Origin of the sequence: Marinobacterium rhizophilum DSM 18822, assembly GCF_000378045.1 — a bacterium.
GTDB lineage: Bacteria > Pseudomonadota > Gammaproteobacteria > Pseudomonadales > Balneatricaceae > Marinobacterium_A > Marinobacterium_A rhizophilum.
Genome location: NZ_KB899091.1, coordinates 238904 through 258830, shown reverse-complemented (window position 1 = coordinate 258830; position 19927 = coordinate 238904). Strand labels below are relative to the sequence as shown.

Here is a 19927-nt window from a genome sequence, read left to right as displayed (position 1 = left end):
CGGATACGCCGGCGAGCCAGCAGGATCGGGCTATTCCTATGCAAGACATTATTCTGGAGATGCGCGGCATCACCAAGACTTTCCCGGGCGTAAAGGCGCTGAGCGACGTCAGTATCAAGGTGCAGCGTGGTGAAATCCATGCGCTGTGCGGCGAAAACGGCGCGGGCAAGTCCACCCTGATGAAGGTCCTCAGCGGCGTTTATCCCCACGGCAGTTATGACGGCGATATCGTCTACGAAGGCAAGACAGTCGCGTTCGGCGGCATTGCCGACAGTGAAGATGAAGGCATCATCATTATTCACCAGGAACTGGCGCTGGTGCCGCAGCTCTCGATTGCCGAAAACATTTTTCTGGGCAACGAAATTGCCGCCCGGGGCATTATCGACTGGCCCCAGGTGTATTCAACCACCGAAGCGCTGTTGCGCAAGGTCGGCCTGACGGAGTCGTCGTCCACCCATATTGGCAAGCTCGGCGTGGGCAAGCAGCAGCTGGTGGAGATCGCCAAGGCCCTGTCCAAAAAAGTAAAACTGCTGATTCTGGACGAGCCCACGGCGGCGCTGCAGGAAAACGACAGCCAGAAGCTGCTGGATCTGCTGCTGGAGTTCAAGGCGCAGGGCATCTCGTCGATTCTGATCTCCCACAAGCTGAACGAGATCAGCCGGGTGGCCGATACCATCACGGTGATTCGCGATGGCATGGCGGTGGCCACGCTGGATTGTCACAACGAAGAAATCAGTGAAGACCGCATTATTCGCGGCATGGTCGGGCGGGATATGGAGCATCGTTATCCGCACCGTACGCCCAACATCGGCGCTAACCTGCTCGAAGTATCGGACTGGAATGTCTGGCATCCCGAATCGGCCGAGCGTCAGGTGATTCGCGATATCAACCTGAAGGTAGCGGCCGGCGAAGTGGTGGGCATTGCGGGGCTGATGGGGTCCGGGCGCACCGAGTTTGCCATGAGCCTGTTTGGCAAGAGCTACGGCCAGAATATCAGCGGCACGGTACGACTCAAGGGCGAGGCGGTGGATGTATCCACGGTCAGCAAGGCGGTAGCCAATGGCCTGGCCTATGTCACCGAAGATCGCAAGGAACTCGGGCTCGTGCTGGACGAAACCATTCTGCGCAACACCACGCTGGCAAACCTCGAAGGGGTCTCGACGCGCGGTGTCATCGACGATACGCAGGAGCGGCGCATCGCAGAGGATTATCGCAAGGCCCTGAACATCCGCACGCCCAGCGTGTTTCAGAAGGTCATGAACCTGTCCGGCGGTAATCAGCAGAAAGTGGTACTGAGCAAATGGCTGTTCACTCAGCCCGATGTACTGATTCTGGATGAGCCGACCCGGGGTATCGATGTCGGCGCGAAATTCGAAATCTACAGCATTATCAATCAGCTGGCTGATGAGGGTAAAGGCGTGATCGTGATCTCGTCCGAGATGCCAGAGTTGCTGGGTATTTGTGATCGTATCTATGTCATGAACGAAGGCGCTTTCCTGGGTGAACTGGCGGCGGCAGAGGCCAGCCAGGAAAAAATCATGTCCATGATCGTGACGGCGTAAGCGGAGAATAATAATGGAACAAGCTAAACCCCTGAGCGAGACGGGCCCGGAGCCCCAGGCAAAACTTTCCGTTGGTGCCTATCTGGCGAACCATCTGCGCGACTACGGCATGTTGCTGGCGCTGGTGGTGATCATGGTGCTGTTCGAGTTTCTGACCGACGGCACCCTGATGCGCCCGGTCAACCTGACCAACCTGTTCTTGCAGAACAGCTACATCATTATCATGGCCATCGGCATGCTGCTGGTCATTGTGGCCGGTCATATAGACCTGTCCGTGGGCTCGGTGGTGGGCTTTATCGGTGCCCTGGCAGCGGTGATGATGGTGGAATGGAACATGCCGCCGATACTGGTGGTACCAATCTGCCTGGCGGTCGGCTTTCTGATCGGGGCGGCCCAGGGCTACTGGATCGCCTACTGGAAAATTCCGTCCTTTATCGTGACCCTGGCCGGCATGCTGGTGTTTCGTGGTCTGACGCTGGCGCTGCTGGAAGGGCAGTCGGTGGGGCCTTTCCCGAAGAACTTCCAGCTGCTGAGCACCGGTTTCGTGCCCGACCTGTTCGGTGGCGGCAAACCTAACGTCACCGCCATTTTGCTGGGGGTGATTGCGGCCACTGCAATCGTGATGCTGGCGGCGCGCTCACGCTCCCGGGCGATGAAATTCGGCATTGAAGACGAGCCTTTCAGCTTCTTTGTGGCCAAAAATGCGCTGGTCGCGGCCGCCATCATCTTTATCTCCTATCTGCTGGCCACCTACCGCGGCCTGCCGAACGTGCTGATCACCATGGCGGTACTCATCTCAGCCTACACCTTCCTGACCAACAGCACGACCATTGGTCGGCGCATTTATGCGCTGGGCGGGAATGAAAAGGCAGCCAAGCTGTCGGGCATCAACACCGAACGCCTGACCTTCCTGACCTTTGCCAACATGGGCATGCTCGCCGCCCTGGCCGGGCTGATCTTTGCCGCTCGGCTGAATACCGCAACGCCCAAGGGCGGGGTCGCGTTCGAGCTGGATGTGATCGCCGCTGTCTTTATCGGTGGTGCCTCGATGTCCGGCGGTGTCGGCAAGATTATCGGCGCAGTGGTCGGAGCCTTCATTATGGGCGTCATGAACAACGGCATGTCGATTCTGGGTATCGGCATTGATTGGCAGCAGGTGATCAAGGGTCTGGTGCTGCTGGCGGCCGTTATTTTCGATGTCTACAACAAGAACAAGTCTCGCTAAGGAGTTCACCAATGCATCTTTCTCAGTTAAAAGGCGGCGGTGTGATCTGCCGCCAGGGCGACGACGCGCGCCTGGTCAGGGAAGCCAGCAGCACCTATGCACTGGCCATGGAGGCCATCGCCGCCGGCACCACGCTGGAAGCCATTATCGGGCAGCACGGTTTGGGCGAGCAGGTTGACCTGCTGGCACTGGCAGAGCAGGGCAGGCTCGATTGCCCGGTACGTCATCCGGACCCTGCGCACATGTTTCTCACCGGGACGGGCCTGACCCATCTGGGTTCGGCCTCAACCCGTGATGCCATGCATGCCTCGGGCGAGGGCATGAGCGATTCGATGAAGATGTTCCGCATGGGGATTGAGGGCGGCAAGCCCGCCCCCGGCGAGACGGGCGTGCAGCCCGAGTGGTTCTACAAGGGGACCGGTAATGTCGCCGTGGCGCCGGGCGATGCGCTGTTGTCACCTTCCTTTGCGCTGGATGGTGGCGAAGAGCCCGAGATCGCCGGTGTCTATGTCATCGGGCCGAACGGCGCGGCGCATCGCATCGGTTTTGCGCTGGCCAACGAGTTTTCCGATCACGTCACCGAGCGGCTTAACTATCTGTTCCTGGCCCATTCCAAGCTGCGCCCGGCTTCTTTCGGTCCCGAGCTGTTGATCGGGGATTTGCCACGGGACATTCAGGGTACCTCGCGCATTGTGCGTGATGGCACCGTGCTGTGGGAAAAGCCTTTCCTGTCGGGCGAGGACAACATGTCCCACACGATTGCCAACCTGGAATATCACCACTTCAAGTACGGGCTCTTTCGCCAGCCCGGCGACCTGCATGTGCACATGTTCGGCACCGCGACCCTGTCGGTGGCCGATGCCATTGTGACTGAGCCGGGCGACCGGTTCGAAATCGAGGCGCCGGATTTTGGCCTGACACTGCGCAATCCGCTGCAGCTGGATGAGCCCCAGGATGTCGAGGTACGGATGATATGACTGAGCTGAATAGCGCCTCGGGTCGCGGCCAGCTTGGCCCCAAGGCTATCTACCCGGATCTTGAAGGACGCACGGTGTTGATTTCCGGCGGTGCCACAGGGATCGGCCAGGCGGTGGTGGAGGCGTTTGCCCGCCAGGGCGCGCGCACCGCGTTCGTGGATCTGGCCGATGCGCCCGGTCAGGCGCTGCAACGCCAGCTGCAGGCCGAGGGTCATGAGGTGCTGTTCAAACGGTGCGATATCACCGATACCAAGGCGTATCAGCAGGTGATTCAGCAGGTGGCGGAGCAGTATGGCCCCATTACGGTGCTGGCCAACAATGCGGCCAATGATGTGCGCCACTCGCTGGATTCCCTGGGGTTTGAGCAGTTTGATGCCCTGGTTTCGGTGAATCTCAAACACGCGATGTTTGCCGCCCAGGCGGTGGCGCCGATGATGCGCAAGGCAGGTGGCGGCTCCATCATCAATTTCGGTTCCGTGGGCTGGATGATGGCCACCGCGGGCTATCCGGTCTATGCCGCCAGCAAGGCGGCGGTGCATGGCATGACGCGGGGCCTGGCCCGGGAACTGGGCGTCGACAACATCCGTGTGAATACCCTGGTGCCCGGCTGGGTGATGACTGAAAAGCAGCTGCAGCTGTGGGTCGACGAGAGCGCCAGGGATCTGATCAAACGCAGCCAGTGCATGGCCGGCTCCGTGATGCCGCAGGACATAGCCGACATGGCGCTGTTTCTGGCATCCGATGCTGCTGCCATGTGCTCGGCACAGAATTTCATTGTTGACGGAGGCTGGGTATGAGCGAATTCAAGCCCGCAAAATGGCCGCGCAAACTGCGCTCCACCGAATGGTTTGGCGGTACGTCGCGCGATCATATCTATCATCGCAGCTGGATGAAAAACCAGGGCCTGCCGGCGGACCTGTTTGATGGCCGTCCGGTCATCGGTATCTGCAACACCTGGTCCCAGCTGACGCCCTGTAATGCGCATTTGCGCGACCTGGCGGAGCGTGTGGCGCATGGCATCTATGAAGCGGGCGGTCTGCCGCTGGAGTTTCCGGTGTTCTCGGCCGGTGAAAGCTCGCTGCGTCCCACCGCCATGATGTACCGCAACCTGGCGGCCATGGATGTGGAGGAAGCGCTGCGCGCCAATCCGCTGGACGGAGTGGTACTGCTGGCCGGCTGCGACAAGACCACGCCGGCGCTGTTGATGGGCGCAAGCAGTGTGGATATCCCCTCGATCGTGGTGTCCGGCGGGCCCATGCTCAACGGCTGGTTCCGAGGTGAGCGCGTCGGCTCCGGCACCGCCCTGTGGCAGATGTCGGAAGAGATCAAGGCCGGCACCATGAGCCGCGACGATTTTCTCGAAGCCGAGCAGGCCATGTCCCGTTCGTCGGGGTCCTGCAACACCATGGGGACCGCCAGCACCATGGCGAGCATGGCCGAGGCGCTGGGCATGGCGCTGTCGGGCAACGCCGCCATCCCCGCCGTCGACAGCCGGCGCCGCGTGATGGCGCACCTCACCGGGCGGCGCATCGTGCAGATGGTGAAGGACGACCTCAAACCGTCCGACATCCTGACCCGCCAGGCGTTCGAGAATGCCATTCGCGTGAACGGTGCCATCGGCGGTTCCACCAATGCCGTGATTCACCTGCTGGCCATTGCCGGCCGTGTGGGCGTTGATCTAACGCTGGATGACTGGGATGCGCTGGGGCAGGACATTGCCACCATCGTTAACCTGATGCCCTCCGGCAAGTACCTGATGGAAGAGTTCTTCTATGCCGGCGGTCTGCCGGTGGTCATGCGCATGCTGGGCGAGGGCGGCAAGCTGCACAAGGATGCCATCAGCGTATCCGGTCAGCCGATCTGGGATGAAGTCAAGGATGTGCGCAACTGGAACGAGGATGTCATCCGGCCGGTGGACAGGGCGCTGACGGCCAAGGGCGGCATCGCGGTGCTGCGCGGCAACTTGGCACCCAAGGGGGCGGTACTGAAACCTTCGGCCTCGACACCCCATCTGCTGCAGCATCGCGGCCGGGCCGTGGTGTTTGAAGGCATTGAAGACTACAAGGCGCGCATCAACGACGAGAACCTGGATATCGACGAAAACTGCGTCATGGTGCTCAAGTATTGCGGCCCCAGGGGGTATCCCGGCATGGCGGAGGTCGGCAACATGGGCCTGCCGCCCAAGGTGCTGCGCAAGGGCATCAAGGACATGGTGCGCATTTCCGATGCCCGCATGTCCGGTACGGCCTATGGCACCGTGGTGCTGCATACTTCGCCTGAAGCGGCGATGGGCGGACCGCTGGCGGTGGTACGCGATGGCGACATGATCGAGCTTGACGTCGAAAACCGTCGCCTGCACCTGGACATCAGCGACGACGAGCTGGCAGCCCGGCTGGCCGACTGGTCGATACCCGAGGCAGCGCCGCAAAGCGGCTATATCAAGCTGTTCCACGACCACGTACAGGGCGCCGATACCGGCGCGGATTTTGACTTCCTGCGCGGTTGCCGCGGGGCCGCGGTACCCAAGGACAGCCACTGACGGCCGAATCCAGGCCAGGGGTCCGACGCCGGGCACATATCCGTGCCCGGCGTCGGGCGATTGCAAATCGAGAGTTGAGAATCTGATGACGTTAACAGGCAAGCACTACCTGGCAGGCACCTGGGTGTCCGGGGACACCACCTTCATGTCGGCACCCGCGTCGGGTCCTGCGCGAGAATTTTCCGTTGGCACGCCCACCCTGGTCGATGAAGCGGCCCGGGCGGCAGAGGCGGCCTTTGAGGCATACGGCTACTCCACGCGGGCAGAACGAGCGGCCCTGCTTGATCGCATCGCCGATGAAATCGATGCCCGCGGCGATGCCATTACCGAAATCGGCAGCCAGGAAACCGGCCTGCCCGAGGCGCGCCTGATTGGTGAGCGCGGTCGTACCGTGGGTCAGCTGCGGCTGTTTGCACGCCATATCGAGGCCGGCGATTATCTGGATCGCAAGCACGATGCGGCGCTGCCGGAGCGCGCACCGCTGCCGCGGCCCGATCTTCACCTGATGCAGCGCCCCATTGGTCCTGTTGCCGTGTTTGGCGCCTCCAACTTCCCGCTGGCCTTTTCGGTGGCCGGCGGCGATACGGCGGCGGCGCTGGCGGCGGGGTGCCCGGTGGTGGTCAAGGGCCACGGCGGGCATCCGGGTACCAGCGAACTGGTGGCCCAGGCCATTGCCGCGGCCGTTGAGGCCTGTGGTGTGCACAAGGGCGTCTTTTCGCTGATCCAGGGCGGCACCCGGGAAGTGGGTCAGGCACTGGTGCAGCACCCGCTGATCAAGGCGGTGGGCTTTACCGGCAGTCTAGGCGGTGGTCGTGCGCTGTTTGATCTCTGTGCGCAGCGCCCCGAGCCTATTCCGTTCTTCGGCGAGCTCGGCTCGGTGAACCCGATGTTCCTGCTGCCCCATGCCGTGACGGCACGCGGTGCGACCCTGGCCGCCGGCTGGGTGGGCGCGCTGACGATGGGGGCCGGGCAGTTCTGTACCAACCCGGGTCTGGCGATTGTCTTTGACGGGCCCGAGGCGGATGCGTTTGTCGCGGCCGCAACCGAGGCGCTGGCAGCGGTCGGTGCCCAGACCATGCTGACCGATGGCATCGCTGATGCCTATCGCACGGGTGCTTGCCGGTTGCAGCAGTCCGATGGCGTACGGGACGTTCTCACGACCAGTTGCGACCTGCGTGAAGCCACGCCCTACCTGTTCGAAACCACCGGCAAGACCTGGCTTGCCAACGAGGCGCTCGGTGAGGAGGTCTTTGGACCCCTGGGGCTGGTGGTGAGGGTATCGGACTTTGACGAAATGCTGGCCATCGCCCGCGCGCTGCAGGGGCAGCTGACCTGTACGCTGCAGCTGGATGCCGCCGACAATGCCCAGGCACGCGCGCTTCTGCCGATTCTAGAGCGCAAGGCTGGCCGGGTGCTGGCCAACGGCTTTCCCACCGGGGTGGAGGTGTCCGACACCATGGTGCATGGCGGGCCTTATCCGGCGTCCACCAATTTTGGAGCCACCTCCGTGGGCACGATGTCGATCCGTCGCTTCCTGCGCCCGGTGTGCTACCAGAATATCCCAGCGGATCTGTTGCCAGCCGACCTTCAGGTTTGTGCTTGAGCGGATGTCGAAGATGAACTGGGTCCCGGCCAATGGCCGGGTATCGAGGGTTCTGGGCTTTGGCCTTTTCCGGTGACGGTCGAGGGCTGGATCAGGTTGCATTCTGCACCGGTCGCTGGGCGAGTAGTTACCTGAGAGCATTGAGAATGCTTAGCTAAACCTGATCTGACGTCAAGCTAATCGTAGGGGCTTTTTCAGGATAGTGCAGGGACATAAGTGAGTTCCGAATTTATCAAATACGTCGGGCCTTAAGTCGACTTTTCTGAACTATTGTAGCGCATCGTCGCCGTTCTACATTTGCCGGATCGTGCTACTCGAAGGCTTATAACCTCACGAGGGGCGGATCATTAATAAGAGAATCAAAACTTTCTCATTAAAATTTAGAGAAATTGACGATCAGGAATACAAATATTTTATAAATTCGCTCTCACGTCAATCCAAGTAATAAATAGAATTAATGGAGATAAAAATGACAGGTATCAACCTCAGGGGTATTGACAAGCGTTACGGGTCTGTCGACGTTATTAATAATTTCGAGCTTCAGATTAACCCGGGCGAATTTCTCGTATTTCTCGGTCCATCTGGGTGTGGAAAATCCACTTTAATGCGGATGATTGCCGGTCTTGAGGAGGTGTCAGCGGGTGAAATTCACGTCGCTGGGCGTGATGTAACACATCTCGCTCCCGGCGCACGAGATATCGCGATGGTTTTTCAGCATTACGCGCTTTATCCGCACATGACCGTGTATGACAACATGGCATTTGGTTTGCGTAACGTTGGTGTGCCGCGTGATGAGATCGACCGCCGCGTGCAGGAAGCTGCCCGCATGCTCGAACTGGTCCCGCTGCTCGAACGCAAGCCAGTAGAGATGTCGGGGGGACAGCGCCAGCGCGTAGCAATCGGCAGGGCAGTAGTCAAGGAACCACTCGCATTTTTATTCGACGAACCGCTCTCGAATCTGGATGCGGCTTTGCGTGGGCGCACGCGGATCGAGCTGGCGCGCCTGCACCAGCGCTTGAAGACGACGATGATTTTTGTGACCCATGATCAGGTCGAGGCGATGACTCTGGCGACGAGGATCGTCGTTATGAATGCAGGACGAATTGAGCAGCTCGGCCGACCAATGGAAATCTACCACCGACCTGCGACACGGTTCGTTGCAGGATTCATCGGCTCGCCGGCGATGAACTTCCTTGACGTCGATCGGATTGAGGCGCCGAACGGCTTTGTGGCCGTACGCCTGCCAGATGGTACGACTGTCCAAACGAGCGTACCGGCAGCGGGTCTGCCAACGCAGTCGAAACTTACACTCGGTGTGAGGCCCGAAGCCTTGAGTATAGGTGCTGCGGAGGAGTCAGATGTGCTAGTTGGCAACGCAGAAGTAGTAGAGCGGCTGGGCGACCAGACGTTCGCGCACATCGCGTTGCGCAATGGCGAACTGGTCATAGTGCAGGCTGGGGCCGACAGCACGATTTCTGTCGGTGACCTGGTCGGCGTGCGGCTTGACCATTCGGCCGTACATCTGTTTGACCAGAGCGGTATTGCCTATCACGCCCAAGCCAGGAGTGTAGCATGACCGTTGCGATGAAGGTGGAGGCCTCGGCTGACCGTATCCAGGCCCGTAAGCGGGGCGCTCGAGCCGGCCAGCGTTGGGGCAATGCGTTGTTTATCTTGCCATTCCTGGTCGTGTACCTGTTGATGCTTGTCATACCTCTGTTCAAAGGCATCTGGATCAGTCTGCTGGAAGTGGACATGTTGTCTAACTCGGCGGATTTCGTCGGACTTGATAACTATGTCGAGCTGTTCAGCGACGAGATTTTTATTGGCGCAGTACTCAATACGTTCTACTTCGTCTTGATTTCGACTCCGGTATTCATCGCCTTGGGCCTTGCGCTGGCACTCGCGCTGAATAGGCCCGGACGCACTGGCGCAACGTTGCGGGCAATCTTCTTCGGCTCATCGGTATTATCGGTGACTATCGTAACCCTGGTGTGGAAATTGGTATTGATGCCGCACCATGGGATGCTCGCCAACATAACCGAGTCAGTGGGACTTCCCTCGTTGTCGCTGCTGACCTCCGAGACCTGGGCGTTGCCGACTATCGCCGTGGTTACGGTGTGGTGGATCATCGGCTTACCGATGATGCTGTTCCTCGCTGCACTACAGCAGATTCCACGCGAGATCTACGAGGCTGCGGCCCTAGATAACGCCAGTCGCTGGCGCACGTTGTGGTCAATCACGCTGCCGTCGATTCGTCGCACAGTCGCACTAGTGGCAATCATCGAGGTCATTCTGCAGTTCCAGCTGTTTGGTCAAGCTCAGTTAATGACTCAAGGTGGCCCGAATAACAGTTCGAGACCCATCGTGCAATTTATCTACGAGGCAGGTTTCAGGAACTGGGAGCTGGGCTACGCAGCTGCGGCGTCGCAGGTATTGTTCGCAATGATGCTGGTCGCGATGGCATTTCAGGTGTGGCTGTCGAGTCGCAAGCAAGCCTACTAAATCCAGGAGTACAATCATGCATTTAAAGGTTGGAAACAAATTTGGCGACCGCTTGATCCTTGCAGCCGTGATTGCGTTGGCAATCGCCTGGATTGCGCCACTCGTCTGGGTATTTGCTCTTTCATTCAAGCCTGACGAATTTCTGGCGCAGCGGACAGACGTCATGCTCTCGCCACCGTTCACCCTCAAGAATTACCTCAATATTCTTGGCACTTCACAGGTTTTCGGCTGGACCATAAACAGCCTGATCGTAGCCTGCACCCAAACCTTGGCAACGCTCCTGCTCGCCTCGCTTGCTGGGTATGGCTTCGCACGTACCGAATTCAGGGGCAAGAACGTACTGTTCTTTATCGTGCTGGCCGGGCTGGCGGTGCCTGAACAGGCGATCATCGTGCCGTTGCATGCTATGTTCGCCGATCTGCAAATGCACAACACCTACTCGGCGTTGGTGCTGCCTCGGCTGGCTTTGCCATTCGGTGTATTCCTGATGACGCAGTACTTCAAGGCGATTCCGAAGGATATCGAGGAAGCTGCGATGCTCGATAATGCGTCACGGTTGAAGATCTTCTTCCGAGTGATCCTGCCCCTGTCGATCCCGGCGCAGGCGACACTAGGCATATTTACGTTTCTGAATGCTTGGAACGATTACCTGTGGCCGCTGGTTTCGGCATCTAACCCAGAAATGTACACGCTGACCTTGGGGCTTGCGTCCACTCAGACCAACTTCGCGCAGTCTGAGGGCCTGGGTTTTCTGATGGCACAGGCGGTGTTCGCAAGCTTACCAGTGTTCATCGTCTATCTGTTCTTTCAGAAATACATTGTTGCAGCTGTGTCGGGTAAAACCGTACGTTGAGGAGACCACCACGGGCTCACTGCGATGTATTGGTGATGCGCTTAATCCAGTTCTGCGTCGCATCCGGCGCGGTTTTCATCCAGGGGAAATCGAAATGAAAAAGAAAAAATATGACTATAACTATAAGGAGAGTGTCATGACGAAAAAATCCCTTATCAAGAGTATTGTCGGCGTCGCGTTGGCCGCCGCCCTCACCCAACCGGTTGCAGCTCAACAGGAGACCGAGGTTACGCTTTCGCGTTTTTTCGGCTCCTGTGAGGCTGATTATGGAAGTGTGGCTGACGTAACCAAGGCGCGTGGCGAATGTGGAATAATCACTGCGCTTGTCAACAAGTTTAATACGACGAACGAACTTGGAGTCGTCGTTAAACCACAGGTCGCTGAATGGGCTACCTACTACGATCAGCTTACCGCTCGGCTGGCGGCCAGAGACGTACCGACCATTGCAGTAATGCACGAGTCGGTACTCGGCGACTTTGTTGCGCGCAAATTAGTTGAACCTCTCGATGAGGGCTTCGAGCAGGTTGGCATCGACACCGCAAATTTCACTGAACAGGCCGCCCGTGGCACGATAATCGATGGCACGACCTATGCGATGCCATTCGATACCTGGGCCTGGCTGTGGCACTTTAATCTGAACTTGTTCGAACAGGCCGGTTTAACCCAAGCCGATGGTTCCCCGGTGTTACCAAAAAATCCTGATGAGCTCTTAATTCAAGCTCGCCAGTTCAAGGACGCTACTGGTAAACCGTACTTCGGATGGATTACTGCTGGCGAAAGCGTTGCGCCGACACGTACTTTTCTTACGCTGGTCAATCAGCAGGGGGGAGAACTGTTCAGGGATAATGGTCATCGTATCGACATGCAAGGCAAGGAAGCCGACATCGCGCTCAATTTGATGAAACAGCTCTGGAACGAAGGCCATATAAAGCAGGGGCTGGACTACAGCGGCGCTCAGCAGGCCTATCTGAATGGTGATGTAGGCATCAATGTCAATGGAACTTGGGTTATCGATAATTTTGTGGCCGCCTCACAAAAGGCTGGCTCGCCACTCGAAGATGGATATACCGTGGTCCCGTTCGCGACCCTGTATGATCAGAAGGCGGTATTCGCGGATGGCCACAGCTGGGTCATGCTCAAAGGTGGAGCCAAGAATGAGAAGGAGCGCGCCGGGGCGCTGGCGTTCTTGAAGTTCCTATGGGATCACAACTACGAGTGGTCGCGTACCGGCCACCTCCCTGTGAGTAAAAGTATCATCGACAGCGAGGAGTTCCACTCGTTGCCATTCCGTACCAATATCCTCGAAATCTCCAGCACCGGCAGAACAATGCCGAGCAATGTAGCGCGTCAGCGCGCAGTAGAGACGATCATTGGCGAAGAAATCTCGAACATGATGCTCAGTGACAAGCCGGCAGATGACGTGAAGCAGTCGATCGAGAAACGAGTCAACAGATTGATCTCCAAGTGATTAGCACTGGGCGCATAACTCCCATTGTAGCGGCGTATTCGGTTCCCTTAACTTGCATCCGGCTAGATGCCGGCTGCGGTTGTTCTCTCAGAAAGGAGTGAAGACATGTTTTCGACACGACTGGTCATCGACGGTGACTTCTCTATAGCACAGTTGGATCGGCGAATTTTTGGTACCTTCGTCGAGCACATGGGCCGCTGTGTTTACACCGGTATCTACGAGCCCGGTCACCCCACAGCGGATGAAAATGGCTTTCGTGGTGACGTGATGACTCTCACCCGAGAGCTTGGTGCAACGGTCATCCGCTATCCGGGTGGTAATTTTTTGTCGGGCTATAATTGGGAAGATGGTGTGGGGCCGAAGGAAAAGCGGCCAGTCCGCTTGGACCTAGCATGGTATTCGACTGAGACTAATCAGTTTGGCACTAACGAGTTTATGCAGTGGTGCCGTGATCTCGATGTCGAGCCTATGTTTGCTGTTAACCTCGGTACCCGTGGTCCCGACGAAGCACGGCATTTTCTCGAATATTGTAACCATCCGGGTGGTACTGAGCTATCGGAGTTGCGACGCCAGCATGGCGTTGAAGAGCCTCACGGCATCAAGTTCTGGTGTCTGGGCAATGAGATGGATGGCCCCTGGCAGATTTGCCAGAAAACTGCTGACGAATATGGGCGTATCGCCAAGGAAACTGCCAAGCTAATGCGCATGGTCGATCCGAGCATACAGCTTGCGGCATGCGGATCATCGAAACATGACATGCCTACATACGGTGCCTGGGAAGACCGAGTGCTTGAGCACTGTTTCGATGAGGTCGACTTCATTTCACTGCACCACTATTTCGAAAACCCGCATGAGTCGACCGCAGAGTATCTCGCCAACATCGAGCAGACCGATCTTTTCATCAAGGAAATCGTCGCGGTGGCCGACAGTGTGGCTGCACGGCGGCACTCGTCGAAGCGTATTATGTTGTCCTTTGACGAGTGGAATGTCTGGTACAAGGCACGGACGCCAGAGCATCTTCGCCAGCCGGGTTGGCCGCAGGCGCCGCGATTGCTCGAAGAGGTTTACAATCATGAGGATGCGTTGCTCGTTGGCGGTGCGCTGATTACTATGATGAACAATGCCGATCGCGTAAAAACCGCTTGCCTCGCCCAACTGGCTAATGTCATCGGGCCAATCATGACAGAGCCCGGCGGCGCGGCGTGGCGGCAGACGATCTTTTTTCCATTTGCACAAGCCGCAAAATACGCGAAGGGGCGTGTCTTGCGCAGCCTTATCGAGTCGCCGAGTTACCAGGCGGAGACATTTCCAGAGGTTAAGTATCTTTGTGCAACCGTTGTGCACGATGACGAGAGCGGGCAGACAGCCGTCTTCGCGCTTAACCGGCACCTCAGCGAGACCCAGGAAATCACCGTTGAGCTACGGGGCTTGGGCGAGGAGTTACGATTGGTAGAGGCGACCGAGCTTCACCACACTGATATGAAGGCGATAAATACGCAGTCGTCGCCTCATGAGGTGTGGCCGGAAACAAATGCTGCAATAACGATTGACGGCGCTTTTGTCAAAGCGCGCTTCAAGCCCGGGTCTTGGAACGTAATTGTACTGAGTAATACAGCCGCGTGATGAGGAATACCCTGTTGGCCGGGTTTCAGACCTGGCCGACAGGGTAGTACCTTAAACGGGCTACCATTAATCAGAGTAGTGATATTCAGGTATCTTGGTTGTTTGGCGAATAGAAATGTGAACTCTAAAAATAATGGTTAGCCAGTTGTATTTAATCTTTTTCTTTGGCTTAAAGGCTATTTTTATTACTGGTATGATTGACTTTAATAGTTATAACTTTGGAGTTCTATTTTTAGGTTTCTATATTCTTCATGGTTGAAGTGTGTTAGTAATGCCGTATGACCGTTTACGACCATAGAAAGTTTTTACCTATACATGGCTGTTACGGTTGAATATTTTAATGTTTTATTTTATTTTTTATTTATCTGAAAATGTTATCAGTGAAAACGAAAGCATCGTGAATGTTTTAGTATCTAATGACATGTTTGTTAAAGATTTTTGCAGTATATATGGATTGTTCTCTTAAGTATTTAAAATCGCCCTCCAAGGATGAACTTATTGAATTTATTTGACTGCAGGCTCAAGTGTTATTTTCTTTGTTGGTCTTAGGAGTAGATTGAGAATGGCGGTTACCATAGTTGATAACAGGTCCTGCCTTCTTGGTGAGGGACCCTTGTGGCATCCTGAGCGGCAGCAGCTGTTCTGGTTCGACATTATCGGCAAGACGTTGCTGACCAGGCCCAAAAGCGGGGAAGAGCAAGAGTGGTCTTTCGATGAATACGTCTCGGCTGCGGGCTGGGTCGACGGCGATAGCCTGCTGATTGCCGGCGAAACCGGCCTGTTCCAATTCGATCTGCAGAGCGGAAACCGTCAGCCTGTATGCAAGCTCGAAGCTGACAATCCCGTGACCCGCTCGAATGATGGCCGCGCCGACCCTTGGGGCGGTTTCTGGATCGGCACCATGGGCAGGAATGCGGAACCCGACGCAGGCGCCATCTACCGTTACTACCGGGGCGAGTTGCGCCGGCTTTTTGCACCTATTACCATTTCCAATGCAATCTGTTTCTCGCCAGATCGACGTTACGGTTATTTTGCCGATACGGCACGGCGGATCATCTGGCGCCAGACGCTTGAATCCAGGAACGGGTGGCCAGCGGGAGAGCTGGAAGTCTTTCTCGATTGCCGCAAGAAGGGGTTAAATCCGGACGGGGCTGTCGTGGACAGTGTTGGACGGCTTTGGAATGCCCAATGGGGCGCCTCACGTATCGCCTGTTACGATGCTGATGGCTCCTTTGTCTCGGCCATTACGTTTCCGGCAGAGCAGATCTCCTGTCCTGCCTTCGGTGGTATCAAACTCGACAGACTTTATGCAACCTCGGCCACCGAGGGGTTGTCAGGGGAGCGTTTGAAGCAGCTGCCTACTGCAGGTCAAACCTTTGCCATAGATACCAACGTACAAGGACAAGCAGAGTACAGAGTTCTGTTGTAGTTATTAACCCGACGGGTTAATACATGAAACGGGGATGTTTCATCATTGGCCGCAGGCCAATGCGGACCCCATCTATTCACCCAAGAGAATCCAGCATGTATGCGCACTTGCGCCCATTAGTTTAGGGTGAAAAATTTGGGGTGACCGCGCGTACGCATCCATGCGTTCGCGGCATACCGAACTTCCTGTATATAACTGGAAAATAGGTAGGGCAACCTATTTGCCAACCAGGTTAATAACTAGCCGGTTTGATGCCTGGTTTCATTCTCAATGCTGATCTTATAGAGCCCGATAATGATAATAGAAAGACAACTATACGCCCGTGATGCGCAATTGGGGGATATTCAGCAGTACTGGCTGAGCAATGACCGCGGCGTCCGCGTCGGTGTGCTGAATTATGGCCTTACCCTTACCGATTTTATCGTTCCGGATTGCGAAGGCAACTCCGTGAACGTGGTACTGGGCTTCCCGAACTTTGCCACTCTCAGGCACCAGACGGCTTTTGTTAATGCCACAATCGGACGCTATGCCAACCGTATCGCCCATGCCCGGCTACCGGTATTGGATGAAGACTTCAATCTGGCCAAGAATGAAGACCAACACCATCTGCATGGTGGTCCAGGCGGTTTTGATAAATGCATCTGGGCTATTGAAAGGATATACAGCGATAAGGAGGGGGCTACGCTAACCGCACGATTGCTCTCGGCGGACGGCGATGAGCATTATCCAGGCACGCTGGATTGCGGTGTGACACTACGCCTGGACAATGATAACCGCCTGACGTTCACAGTGCTAGCCACCTCTGATCGCGCCACCCATGTCAATATTACCAGTCATCTCTATTTCAATCTGTCAGGCCGCGATGACAACAGCATCAAAGACCACCGCTTCTTAATTCCCAGTAACCAGGTTGTTGAGATAGACCGTTCTGGCATTCCAACCGGCTCGATTGTGCCGATCAATGACACAGCCCTGGACTTCAGCCGGGCAAGATCCCTTGAGGAGGCGCTGGCACCCTCTGATCCACTCCTTGCACTGCGCGGCGGAATCGACCACTGCTATGTCTTCAAGTGTCACAATTCCGCGGAAAATCTGAGAATGGCGAGTGCTTTCTGTGAGGCGACGGGGTTGCAGCTACAGTTGGTTTCGACGCAGCCGGGTATGCAGTTCTATACGGGCCAATATCTGCAGAGTCTGGCTGGTCGTGGTGGTAAAGACTATGGCCCTTTCGCCGGCTTTTGTCTGGAACCCCAGCATTTTCCGGACACACCGAATCAACCGGCCTTTCCGTCGACTCTGCTGATGCCTGGTGACACCTATAAACAGTGTTTCAGTTATCGTGTCGAAGCATTGAAAGGCGTTTGATATTTGATCAGCTTGTGAGCTGTTGGGCATTAAACTGAAGGAGTTCCTTCGTTTGCAGCCCCGCGCGGTACATTACAAGCCAAGCGGTTGTACGCGAATCAATATCCGGGATATCGGGTGATGTTGTTCGGTTTTGGGCGTGCTTCCCAGGAGCTTCCGCCGTGCGCTCAGGGTTTCGGCATGGTGGCCGTTTCGGCTTGTCTTTCGGTATATCCATCGGAGGGGCCGTGCCGCGTAGTTGCGCCTCGAGTTCGTCGCCGAACCACCAATTCAGGTCTTCGCCGCAGAGGGCGCTCAGTACCGGCAGCTGCGCCTGTTTGCACGCCATATCGAGGCCGGTTGCTAACCTGTACGCTGCAGCTGGACAGCGCCGATACGGCACAGGCGCAGGCCCTGCTGCCGATTCTTGAGCGCAAGGCTGGCCGGGTGCTGGCCAACGGCTTTCCCACCGGGGTGGAGGTGTCCGACACCATGGTGCATGGCGGGCCTTATCCGGCGTCCACCAATTTCGGCGCGACGTCCGTCGGAACGCTGTCCATACGTCGCTTCCTGCGACCGGTGTGCTACCAAATATCCCGCCGGAGCTTCTGCCGGCGGATTTCACCACCTGTTAATTCAGCACCCCATACCGCAGCGAGATTGCCGGTCAGCAATCTCGCTGCGGCACCTGATCTTTGCACAGCATTATTTCCCCTCTTCGGCACATTTGTTTACCAGCCTCTGCTTTTTTGATAGGCGTATTCCGTTGCCGGTACGGCGCTGAAATACCGGATTTGTGGTATCGGTTTGAAATTAATATGGCATATTAGATGCCTGTTTTATTGTCGTGAAGGATTAATCCTTATATATCAATATCTAGCGCAGGAGTTCGGACTCTGTAAGACGCTATCAGCCTTAATGTTCGTTACTTTTCTTGAAAAAATTCAATAACTAACCTTCGTTGCTTATGGCATTTTTGTGACTGGAAACGGTGAAAAAACGTTGCTTCCCGGGCGGTAGAAATATAGGGTTAGAGCCCTTGGTAGAGAACCGTTCAGCCAAGGTTAACCCCGGCGTTAGTTCGGTCGGTGTTTCCTGGCTTTCCGAACCGGGTGTACTTTGTTGTTTGAATTCAGGGCGCTGAAACGATTGCCGGAGTGCAGTTTATTTCATCGCTGTGCCGAGCATTAGAACAGGGTGTTTGATCAGCTGTTGTCCTGTTTAAAGATTCAAGTCCCTGTGGGGCTGCGGATAAGGAATGTTGTGCAGACCTCTATTCCCGATCGATTTAAGCGACCGTCTGTCGTGCCATGGCGCGACAGACACGCTTTTGTGGTGGATTGGACAGAGGCTGTCGGTATTCAGGCTGAATCCGTGCAAGGGATTAACAGGATAACGGCCCGTGAATACTTCCGATAAAAGAAAAATAAAGCCACTCAACCAGTGGGTCCGAGGGTGCTTGAGTATCGGCGCCCTGTGGTTGAGCGTTGTGGCATCCCCGGTTCAGGCCGAAGACCTGCTGGATCTTTACCGGTCGGCGCTGGAATCCGATCCGCGCCTGGGCAGCGCCACCTATGATCATGCCGCCGGCGCCGAAGTGCTTCCCCAGGCCTGGGCGGGGTACAGACCCGTGGTCACGCTCGATTACGATTACATCGATACCTCCCAGGATGTGCTGAGCAGCGACAATGCGGCCTTCGCGCAGGGCGGCGCGTCCTTTCCTACCCATACATGGACCCTCAGCGTAACGCAGCCGATTTTCCGCTGGGCCAACTACAAACGTATCGGTCAGGCCAAGGAAGAGTTGCTGCAAGCCGATGCCGAACTGATTCAGGCCGAGCAGGACCTGATTCTGCGGGTATCTGAAGCCTACCTGGGCGCCTTGTCCGCCGCCGATGAACTTCGCTTCCTCGATGCCGAACGCAACGCCGTTGCAAAGCAGCTGGAGCTGGCCCGCGGCCGTGAACTGGCGTCGATCGGACGCGCGGTGGATCGCTACGATGCCGAAGCCCGCATGGCGTCGGTGGATGCCGACTATGCCGTGGCCGAAGTGGCGCTGCGCGATGCCTACGAGGCGTTGTATGAAATGGCCGGCCGTGATCCACAGGCCCTTGCCACCTTGCAGGACGATATCGATCTGCAGTCGCCGCAGCCGGCTGACGACCAGTACTGGATCGAGGCCGCCATGCGCAACAATCCGGCCCTGGTGGTGCAACGTCACGTGGTGAATGTGTCCCGTACCGAAATTTCCCGCCAGAACGCCGGTCACTACCCGACCCTGGATGCGGTGCTGCGCAAGAACAACCGCGATACCGGGGGCACGCTCTTTGGCGGCGGCAGCGAAGTCGAAACCGAGGAACTGATGCTGCGCCTGAGCGTGCCGCTCTATGCCGGTGGTGCCGTCAGTTCCAAGACGCGCGAGGCGCAGGCGCGTTACCAGAGTTCCGAACAGGAGCTGACACGGCTGCTGCGCGAGTCGCGCCGCCAGTCCCGCGATGCCTACTGGGGTGTCATGAACGCGGTGAAGCGCACCCAGGCGCTGAACAAGGCGGTGGCCGCGCAACAGGCCACGCTGGACCTGCGCCGTGCCGCCTACAAATCCCGCCTGGAAACGGCCATCAGCGTACTGGATGCCGAGCGCGACCTTTACTCGGCCAAGCGCGACCTGGCCCGGGCAAAATATGATTACCTGCTCAACAGCCTGCGCCTCAAGGCGCTGGTGGGTGTACTGACACAGGATGACCTTAATCTGGTCAACGACTGGCTGCAAAGCTGAACTTACTCGGTGTTTTTGCCCGCAGT

At 57.0% G+C, this 19927-nt stretch carries 15 protein-coding genes; all 15 read left to right on the top strand.

Annotation, left to right across the window (positions count from 1 at the left end; genetic code table 11):
- The first annotated feature begins 38 nt into the window (after window positions 1-38).
- The 15 genes from mmsA (at window position 39) to F451_RS0104530 (ending at window position 19901) form a co-directional block, all read left to right on the top strand.
- Complete coding sequence (gene mmsA / locus F451_RS0104605; RefSeq protein WP_020680175.1) at window positions 39-1562, top strand: multiple monosaccharide ABC transporter ATP-binding protein; 1524 nt, start codon at window positions 39-41, stop codon at window positions 1560-1562.
- 13 nt (window positions 1563-1575) lie between these two features.
- Window positions 1576-2787 carry a multiple monosaccharide ABC transporter permease gene (gene mmsB, locus F451_RS0104600; RefSeq protein WP_020680174.1) on the top strand — a complete coding sequence of 404 codons (1212 nt, stop codon included), beginning with the start codon at window positions 1576-1578 and terminating at the stop codon, window positions 2785-2787.
- An 11-nt stretch (window positions 2788-2798) separates the two neighbouring features.
- A complete protein-coding gene (gene araD1 / locus F451_RS0104595; RefSeq protein WP_020680173.1) occupies window positions 2799-3764 on the top strand; it encodes an AraD1 family protein in 966 nt (321 codons plus the stop codon).
- The gene (locus F451_RS0104590; RefSeq protein WP_020680172.1) at window positions 3761-4561 is read left to right on the top strand and encodes an SDR family NAD(P)-dependent oxidoreductase; all 801 of its coding nucleotides are present in this window, start codon (window positions 3761-3763) and stop codon (window positions 4559-4561) included. Before araD1 ends, F451_RS0104590 begins: the two co-directional genes overlap by 4 nt.
- Window positions 4558-6303: an L-arabinonate dehydratase gene (gene araD / locus F451_RS0104585; RefSeq protein ID WP_020680171.1), complete on the top strand. Its 1746-nt coding sequence runs from the start codon at window positions 4558-4560 to the stop codon at window positions 6301-6303. Before F451_RS0104590 ends, araD begins: the two co-directional genes overlap by 4 nt.
- An 85-nt stretch (window positions 6304-6388) precedes the next feature.
- Entirely contained in the window at window positions 6389-7906 is a 1518-nt protein-coding gene (locus tag F451_RS0104580) for an aldehyde dehydrogenase (NADP(+)) (protein ID WP_020680170.1), read from the top strand.
- A 469-nt stretch (window positions 7907-8375) separates the two neighbouring features.
- Window positions 8376-9482, top strand: coding sequence for an ABC transporter ATP-binding protein (locus tag F451_RS0104575; protein WP_020680169.1), 1107 nt, complete (start codon window positions 8376-8378; stop codon window positions 9480-9482).
- Window positions 9479-10408 (top strand): carbohydrate ABC transporter permease, encoded by a 930-nt coding sequence (locus F451_RS0104570; protein ID WP_020680168.1) that lies wholly within the window; start codon window positions 9479-9481, stop codon window positions 10406-10408. The genes F451_RS0104575 and F451_RS0104570 overlap by 4 nt, the downstream gene beginning before the upstream one ends.
- A gap of 16 nt (window positions 10409-10424) precedes the next feature.
- The gene (locus tag F451_RS0104565) at window positions 10425-11261 is read left to right on the top strand and encodes a carbohydrate ABC transporter permease (RefSeq protein ID WP_020680167.1); all 837 of its coding nucleotides are present in this window, start codon (window positions 10425-10427) and stop codon (window positions 11259-11261) included.
- Window positions 11262-11355: 94 nt separating this feature from the next.
- On the top strand, window positions 11356-12729 hold the full coding sequence (locus F451_RS0104560; protein ID WP_020680166.1) for an extracellular solute-binding protein: 1374 nt from the start codon (window positions 11356-11358) through the stop codon (window positions 12727-12729).
- A 105-nt stretch (window positions 12730-12834) separates the two neighbouring features.
- Window positions 12835-14352 (top strand): arabinosylfuranosidase ArfA, encoded by a 1518-nt coding sequence (arfA, locus tag F451_RS0104555; RefSeq protein ID WP_020680165.1) that lies wholly within the window; start codon window positions 12835-12837, stop codon window positions 14350-14352.
- Between the two features lie 562 nt (window positions 14353-14914).
- Window positions 14915-15781, top strand: coding sequence for an SMP-30/gluconolactonase/LRE family protein (locus tag F451_RS0104550; RefSeq protein WP_026291503.1), 867 nt, complete (start codon window positions 14915-14917; stop codon window positions 15779-15781).
- 294 nt (window positions 15782-16075) lie between these two features.
- Complete coding sequence (locus F451_RS0104545) at window positions 16076-17146, top strand: aldose epimerase family protein (RefSeq protein WP_083928340.1); 1071 nt, start codon at window positions 16076-16078, stop codon at window positions 17144-17146.
- Window positions 17147-17485: 339 nt separating this feature from the next.
- On the top strand, window positions 17486-17878 hold the full coding sequence (locus F451_RS0104535; RefSeq protein WP_026291502.1) for a hypothetical protein: 393 nt from the start codon (window positions 17486-17488) through the stop codon (window positions 17876-17878).
- A gap of 649 nt (window positions 17879-18527) precedes the next feature.
- Window positions 18528-19901 (top strand): TolC family outer membrane protein, encoded by a 1374-nt coding sequence (locus F451_RS0104530; RefSeq protein WP_240476435.1) that lies wholly within the window; start codon window positions 18528-18530, stop codon window positions 19899-19901.
- Window positions 19902-19927 lie beyond the last annotated feature (26 nt).